The following is a 6,381-nucleotide window of genomic DNA, read 5'->3' as shown; positions in this document are numbered from 1 at the left end:
TCCGACTCTATCAGATCTTTCCGATCCGATTTCCTCGGTGCTTTCCAGGTTCCCGCTTTCGCGTTTCCCTTTCCGGCGGTTCCGACTTTATCAGAGATTCTGAGTCGGGATTTCCGCCCTCCGGGGCGGCTCCGAACCACGAAGTGATCGGGTGCCCGTCCGAGCGGAGATGTAAACGTACTGGAGCGGGGCGCCCCGATGCAAATCGGGGCGCCCCGCTCCAGGTTGGCGCTGTCGGTGGTCCGACGGCCCGTCAGACCTCCACGACGACGGGCAGGATCATCGGCCGGCGCCGGTAGGTGTCCGAGACCCACTTGCCGAGGGTCCTGCGGATCAGTTGCTGCAACTGGTGCGGCTCGACGACTCCGTCCTGGGCCGAGCGCTCCAGCGTCTCGGTGATCTTGGGGAGCACCGCGGCGAAGGCCGAGTCCTCGATGCCCGAGCCGCGGGCCTGGACGTGCGGCCCACCGGTGATCTTGCCGGTGGAGGAGTCCATGACCACGAAGACCGAGATGATGCCCTCGTCGCCGAGGATCTTGCGGTCCTTGAGGGCCGGTTCGCCGACGTCGCCGACCGAGAGCCCGTCGACGTAGACGTACCCCGCCTGGACCTTGCCGGTGATCTTGGCCTTGCCCTCGACGAGGTCGACGACCACGCCGTCCTCGGCGATGACGATGCGGTCGTGCGGGACGCCGGTCAGGGCGCCCAGCTCGGCGTTGGCACGCAGGTGGCGCCATTCGCCGTGGACCGGCATCAGGTTCTTCGGGCGGCAGATGTTGTAGAAGTACAGCAGCTCGCCGGCCGAGGCGTGGCCCGAGACGTGGACCTTGGCGTTGCCCTTGTGGACGACGTTGGCACCCCAGCGGGTCAGGCCGTTGATCACCCGGTACACCGCGTTCTCGTTGCCCGGGATGAGGGACGAGGCCAGGATCACCGTGTCGCCGTTGACGATGCGGATCTGGTGGTCGCGGTTGGCCATGCGGGACAGGGCGGCCATCGGTTCACCCTGGGAGCCCGTGCAGACCAGGACCACCTCGCTGTCGGGCAGGTCGTCCAGCGTCTTGACGTCGACCACCAGGCCCGGCGGGACCTTCAGATAGCCGAGGTCTCTCGCGATGCCCATGTTGCGGACCATGGAGCGGCCGACGAAGGCGACCCGGCGGCCGTACTCGTGTGCGGCGTCCAGGATCTGCTGGATGCGGTGGACGTGGCTGGCGAAGCTCGCCACGATGATGCGCTTGCGAGCACTGGCGAAGACCTGCCGCAGGACGTTGGAGATGTCCCGTTCGGGCGGGACGAAGCCCGGTACCTCGGCGTTGGTCGAGTCGGCGAGGAGCAGGTCGATGCCCTCCTCGCTCAGGCGGGCGAACGCGTGCAGGTCCGTGAGGCGGCCGTCCAGCGGAAGCTGGTCCATCTTGAAGTCGCCGGTGTGGACCACCATGCCCGCCGGGGTGCGGATGGCGACGGCCAGCGCGTCCGGGATGGAGTGGTTGACCGCGACGAACTCGCAGTCGAAGGGGCCGACGCGCTCGCGGTGACCTTCCGCCACCTCAAGGGTGTACGGGCGGATGCGGTGCTCCTGGAGCTTGGCCTCGATCAGCGCGAGGGTCAGCTTGGAGCCGATCAGCGGGATGTCCGGCTTCTCGCGGAGGAGGAAGGGGACGCCGCCGATGTGGTCCTCGTGGCCGTGGGTGAGGACGATGCCCTCGATGTCGTCGAGGCGGTCCCGGATGGACGTGAAGTCCGGCAGGATCAGGTCGATGCCGGGCTGCTCCTCCTCGGGGAAGAGCACGCCGCAGTCGACGATCAGCAGACGGCCGCCGTATTCGAAGACCGTCATGTTGCGGCCGATTTCGCCGAGGCCACCGAGGGGCGTGACCCGCAGGCCGCCCTTGGGAAGCGCCGGGGGCCGGCCCAGTTCAGGATGCGGATGACTCAAAAGACTCTCCTCACCACACGCGCCACGTACCGGTGGCACGTGGCGCGCGTGACGTTCGTGCAGAAGCAGTTGTCGTATGGGGTGCGGGCACCGGTGGCCCGCCTATTCAGTTGTGAAGTCCGTCCGGTCGTGCGGTGGTGCGAAGTCTGATGTCAGAGCTGTACCCCGCCGGCGGCAAGATCGATCTTGAGCTGCTCGGTTTCCTCGGGCGTGAGGCCCACCATGGGGGCGCGCAGCGGTCCCGCGGGCAGCCCCTGGAGGGCGAGCGCGCCCTTGGTGGTCATGACGCCCTGGGTGCGGAACATGCCGGTGAACACCGGGAGCAGCTTCTGGTGGATCTCCAGGGCCTTCTGTACGTCACCGGCGACGTGCGCGTCCACCATGGCGCGCAGTTCCGGGGTGACGACGTGTCCGACGACGGAGACGAAGCCGACCGCGCCCACGGCGAGCAGCGGCAGGTTCAGCATGTCGTCGCCGGAGTACCAGGCGAGGCCGGAGTGCGCGATGGCCCAGCTGGCGCGGCCGAGGTCGCCCTTGGCGTCCTTGTTCGCGACGATCCGCGGGTGCTCCGCGAGGCGGACCAGCGTGTCCGTGTTGATCGGGACACCGCTGCGGCCGGGGATGTCGTAGAGCATGACCGGCAGCCCGGCGGCGTCGGCGATGGCCGTGAAGTGCTGGTACAGGCCCTCCTGCGGGGGCTTGTTGTAGTACGGCGTGACGAGCAGCAGGCCGTGGGCGCCGACGCGCTCGGCGGCGCGGGCCAGCTCGATGCTGTGCTGGGTGTTGTTCGTCCCCACTCCGGCGACGACGTGCGCCCGGTCGCCGACGGCCTCCAGGACGGCTCGTACGAGGTCCGTTTTCTCCGCGTCGCTGGTGGTCGGGGACTCGCCGGTGGTGCCGTTGATGATCAGGCCGTCGTTGCCGGCGTCCACCAGGTGGGTGGCGAGCCGCTGGGCGCCGTCGAGGTCGAGTGCGCCGTCCGCCGTGAAGGGCGTGACCATGGCGGTGAGGACCCGCCCGAAGGGGGTCTGCGGAGTGGAGGTCGGAGCCATGGGTTACACGCTACTCGTTGCTCAGGGCGGGGTCTGCCCTCGGGGGAGGCGGCAGGTCGGAACGGAGGTGGAGCCCGGCACTGCCTGCTCGGGGGTTCAAGCAGTGCCGGGTCCCTTTGATCAGGCTAGATGAACTTCACCAAACGCCGCAATCCGGACACTTCGCATGATTGATGCGTACATCTGTGCCCGGCGGGGCAGGCCAGGGGGCGGCGACCCGTTACGGCGCCACGCGGCCGTTGGCATTGAAGGCGGCGTGGGTGAGCGGCATCAGGCGGGCCCACTCCGCCTCCATCTTCTCGCCGACCATCTCGATCTCCCGCTGCGGGAAGGAGGGCACCTTGGCCAGCTCGTGCTGGGTGCGCAGGCCCAGGAAGTGCATCAGCGAGCGGGCGTTGCAGGTCGCGTACATCGACGAGTACAGGCCGACGGGAAGCACCGCGCGGGCCACCTCCCGGGCGACGCCGGCTTCGAGCATCTTCTGGTACGTCGCGTAGGCCTGGCGGTAGGAGTCCTCCATCGCGCCGCCGACCAGCTCGTGCTGCTCGGGGGTGCCCTCGACGAAGACGTACTTGCCGGGGCGGCCCTGCTGCACGAGCTTGCGCGAGGTGTCCGGGACGTAGAAGACCGGCTGGAGCTCCCGGTAGCGGCCCGACTCCTCGTTGTAGGACCAGCCGACGCGGTGCCGCATGAACTCCCGGAAGACGAAGATCGGGGCGCTCACGAAGAAGGTCATCGAGTTGTGCTCGAACGGGCTGCCGTGCCGGTCCCGCATGAGGTAGTTGATCAGGCCCTTGGAGCGCTCCGGGTCCTTCTTCAGCTCGTCCAGGGACTGCTCCCCGGCGGTGGAGACACGGGCGGCGAACAGCACGTCGGAGTCGGTCGCGGCGCTCTTGACCAGCTCGACGGTGATGTCACTGCGGAGGTCGATCTTGAAGTCGTCGGCGGGGGTGTCGGTCACGGTGTGGTGGGCCTTCCCATCTCGTCGCTTGGCGTCCATCGCGTCGCCCGGCGAGGCCACTCTACGACCCGCCAAGAGGCGTCGAATCGGGCGATCGGTGCCGTGCCGCAATCAAGTCGGCGAAACAGGGCACCTGAAGGGGCGTTCGTTCGTCTGTATGAGTAACAGCACTTCATTCCAGTCCCTGAAGGGAGACGCAGTACCTATGATCCGCCGGCGTGAACCCGTGCCGTTCGCCTTCGTCGCCGAGGCCGACAGGTTCCGCAGCAATGTCACACCCCCGCCGCGCGAGCGGGCGTCCTTCGGCCAGCTGGCCGGACGCTGGCTGCTCGGCGTCACCGTCGTCGCCGGTCTGGTCGGCTCCCTGGTGATCGGGATGCCCGCCCTGTCGGCCGACCAGCCCTCCTCGCACAAGCAGCCGTCGCAGGCGTCCGAGGGGCGCTAGGCGGGTCGGGCACGGCCGGCCCGGCTCCATCCGGACCCCCGAGGGTGGTGACCGGAGACACAGGTCGGTAGCCTCACCGGGCACAACACCTGCCTTGGAACGAGTGAGGACCAGCCGTGCCCCTGCCCTTCCTGACGGCCGACCGCGCCTTTGACACGGCCGACGACGTCGCGCTGCCGTACGACGACCGCGACCTCTGGCGCCGGCCCTACCGGCCGGGGCCGTGGCGCGTGGGGGCGGCGGCCCTGATGCTGCTGCTCGCCTCGTTCGTCCTGTTCGCGGCCGTCATCATCGCGGCGACGGGCGGGCCGTCCTCCGCCGGGGTGGTCTTCGGCCTCGCGGTCGTCGTCATCCTCTGCGCCCTGCGGATGCTGCGCATGGGCGCGTGGGTGAGCGCGCACGGAGTGCGTCAGGTGGGCTTCTTCACCACGCGGACGGTCGCCTGGCAGCAGGTCGCCAGCCTGCGCACGGTGCAGCAGCCGGTGCGCTGGCTGGGACTGCCGCGCACGGTGCAGGGGCAGGCGCTGCTGCTGGTGCGGCAGGGCCGGTCGGCGGAGCCCCTGTCCCCGCTGCTGACCTCGCACAACTCCGACTTCCTGGCCCGCGACGGCGCCTTCAACCGGGCGGCCGACGCGGTGGAGGCGTGGGCCGAGGAGTACCGACGGGGCTGACGCACCCGACAGCCGGACGCCGGGGCCCGGACCGCACAGCTGCGGTCCGGGCCCCGGCGTCCGGCGTGCGGTCCGCTCAGGCGGCCTCTACGTGCTTGCCGTCGTGCAGGGCGATCGCCCGCTGCATCGCCTTGCGGGCGCGCGGGGTGTCGCGGGCGTCGTGGTAGGCGACGGCGAGGCGGAACCAGCTGCGCCAGTCGCCGGGGGCGTCCTCGGTCTCGGCCCTGCGCAGGGCGAAGACCGCGTCGGCCGACTCCCGGTCGACGCGGCCGCTCGGGGTGCGCTTCAGCTCGTCGACGGGCAGTCCGCCCTCGGCGTCGAGTTCGGCGGCGAGCTGGTTGGCCCTGCGGACGAACTGGGTGTTCTTCCACAGGAACCACAGGCCGATCACCGGCAGGATCAGCACCGCGACGCCGAAGGTGACGGTGAGGAGGGTGCCGGTCTTGATGAGCAGGACGCCGCGGCTGCCGACCAGGAGGAAGTAGAAGACCAGGACGGCGGCCGTGACGAGATAGGTGATCTTCGCGCGCATCAGGGTGGGGGTCTCAGTTCAGGTCCAGGAAGTGTTCCAGGCCGAAGGTGAGGCCCGGGGTGGTGACCACCCGGCGGGCGCCCAGCAGGATGCCCGGCATGAAGCTGCTGTGGTGCAGGGAGTCGTGCCGCACGGTGAGGGTCTCGCCCTCGCCGCCGAGCAGGACCTCCTGGTGGGCGAGCAGGCCGCGCAGCCGGATCGCGTGCACCGGGACCCCGTCCACGTCCGCGCCGCGGGCGCCGTCCAAGGCGGTGGCAGTGGCGTCGGGCGCCGGTGCGGAGCCTGCCTTCTGCCGGGCCGCCGCGATCAGCTGGGCGGTGCGGGTGGCGGTGCCGCTGGGGGCGTCCACCTTGTTCGGGTGGTGCAGCTCGACGACCTCGACGGACTCGAAGTACGGGGCGGCGATCTGCGCGAACTTCATGGTCAGCACGGCGCCGATGGAGAAGTTCGGCGCGATGAGCACACCGGTCCCCGGGGAGGCGTCGAGCCAGCCGTTGAGCTGCGCCAGGCGCTCGTCGGTCCAGCCGGTGGTGCCCACGACGGCGTGGATGCCGTGGCGCAGGCAGTAGTCGAGGTTGTCCATCACCGAGTCGGGGGTGGTCAGCTCGACGGCGACCTGGGCACCGGACTCGGCCAGCGCCTCCAGGCCGTCGCCCCGGCCGAGGGCCGCGACCAGCTCCATGTCCTCGGCGGCCTCGACCGCCCGTACCGCCTCGGAGCCGATCCGGCCCTTGGCACCGAGGACGGCCACGCGCAGCTTGCTCATGTCACACGCTTCCTT

7 protein-coding genes are annotated in these 6,381 nt (G+C 69.9%); 2 read left to right on the top strand and 5 right to left on the bottom strand.

Annotation, left to right across the window (positions count from 1 at the left end; all coding sequences use genetic code 11):
• Positions 1 to 253: 253 nt before the first annotated feature.
• The 3 genes from ACH4D3_RS32365 to thyX form a co-directional block, all read right to left on the bottom strand.
• Complete coding sequence (locus ACH4D3_RS32365; RefSeq protein WP_109035857.1) at positions 254 to 1,939, bottom strand: ribonuclease J; 1,686 nt, start codon at positions 1,937 to 1,939, stop codon at positions 254 to 256.
• Positions 1,940 to 2,091: 152 nt separating this feature from the next.
• On the bottom strand, positions 2,092 to 2,991 hold the full coding sequence (dapA, locus tag ACH4D3_RS32360; RefSeq protein ID WP_398329521.1) for a 4-hydroxy-tetrahydrodipicolinate synthase: 900 nt from the start codon (positions 2,989 to 2,991) through the stop codon (positions 2,092 to 2,094).
• Between the two features lie 220 nt (positions 2,992 to 3,211).
• The gene (gene thyX / locus ACH4D3_RS32355; RefSeq protein ID WP_398329518.1) at positions 3,212 to 3,952 is read right to left on the bottom strand and encodes an FAD-dependent thymidylate synthase; all 741 of its coding nucleotides are present in this window, start codon (positions 3,950 to 3,952) and stop codon (positions 3,212 to 3,214) included.
• 205 nt (positions 3,953 to 4,157) lie between these two features.
• Here thyX and ACH4D3_RS32350 point away from each other — a divergent pair, with 205 nt between their 5' ends.
• Positions 4,158 to 4,397, top strand: a complete 240-nt coding sequence (locus ACH4D3_RS32350) for a hypothetical protein (RefSeq protein WP_159330385.1) — start codon at positions 4,158 to 4,160, stop codon at positions 4,395 to 4,397.
• Positions 4,398 to 4,513: 116 nt separating this feature from the next.
• Positions 4,514 to 5,068, top strand: coding sequence for a hypothetical protein (locus tag ACH4D3_RS32345; RefSeq protein ID WP_398329515.1), 555 nt, complete (start codon positions 4,514 to 4,516; stop codon positions 5,066 to 5,068).
• Positions 5,069 to 5,144: 76 nt separating this feature from the next.
• On the opposite strand, the gene ACH4D3_RS32340 is transcribed toward ACH4D3_RS32345, so the two are convergent.
• Together ACH4D3_RS32340 and dapB are read right to left on the bottom strand one after the other, a co-directional pair.
• Positions 5,145 to 5,600 carry a hypothetical protein gene (locus ACH4D3_RS32340; RefSeq protein ID WP_003973287.1) on the bottom strand — a complete coding sequence of 152 codons (456 nt, stop codon included), beginning with the start codon at positions 5,598 to 5,600 and terminating at the stop codon, positions 5,145 to 5,147.
• Positions 5,601 to 5,613: 13 nt separating this feature from the next.
• Positions 5,614 to 6,366: a 4-hydroxy-tetrahydrodipicolinate reductase gene (gene dapB / locus ACH4D3_RS32335; RefSeq protein ID WP_398329513.1), complete on the bottom strand. Its 753-nt coding sequence runs from the start codon at positions 6,364 to 6,366 to the stop codon at positions 5,614 to 5,616.
• Between the last annotated feature and the right edge of the window lie 15 nt (positions 6,367 to 6,381).

This window comes from Streptomyces sp. NPDC018026 (assembly GCF_044327745.1).
GTDB lineage: Bacteria > Actinomycetota > Actinomycetes > Streptomycetales > Streptomycetaceae > Streptomyces > Streptomyces rubrogriseus.
Note: the sequence above shows the minus strand (reverse complement) of the source record. Positions and strands in the feature narration are given on the sequence as shown.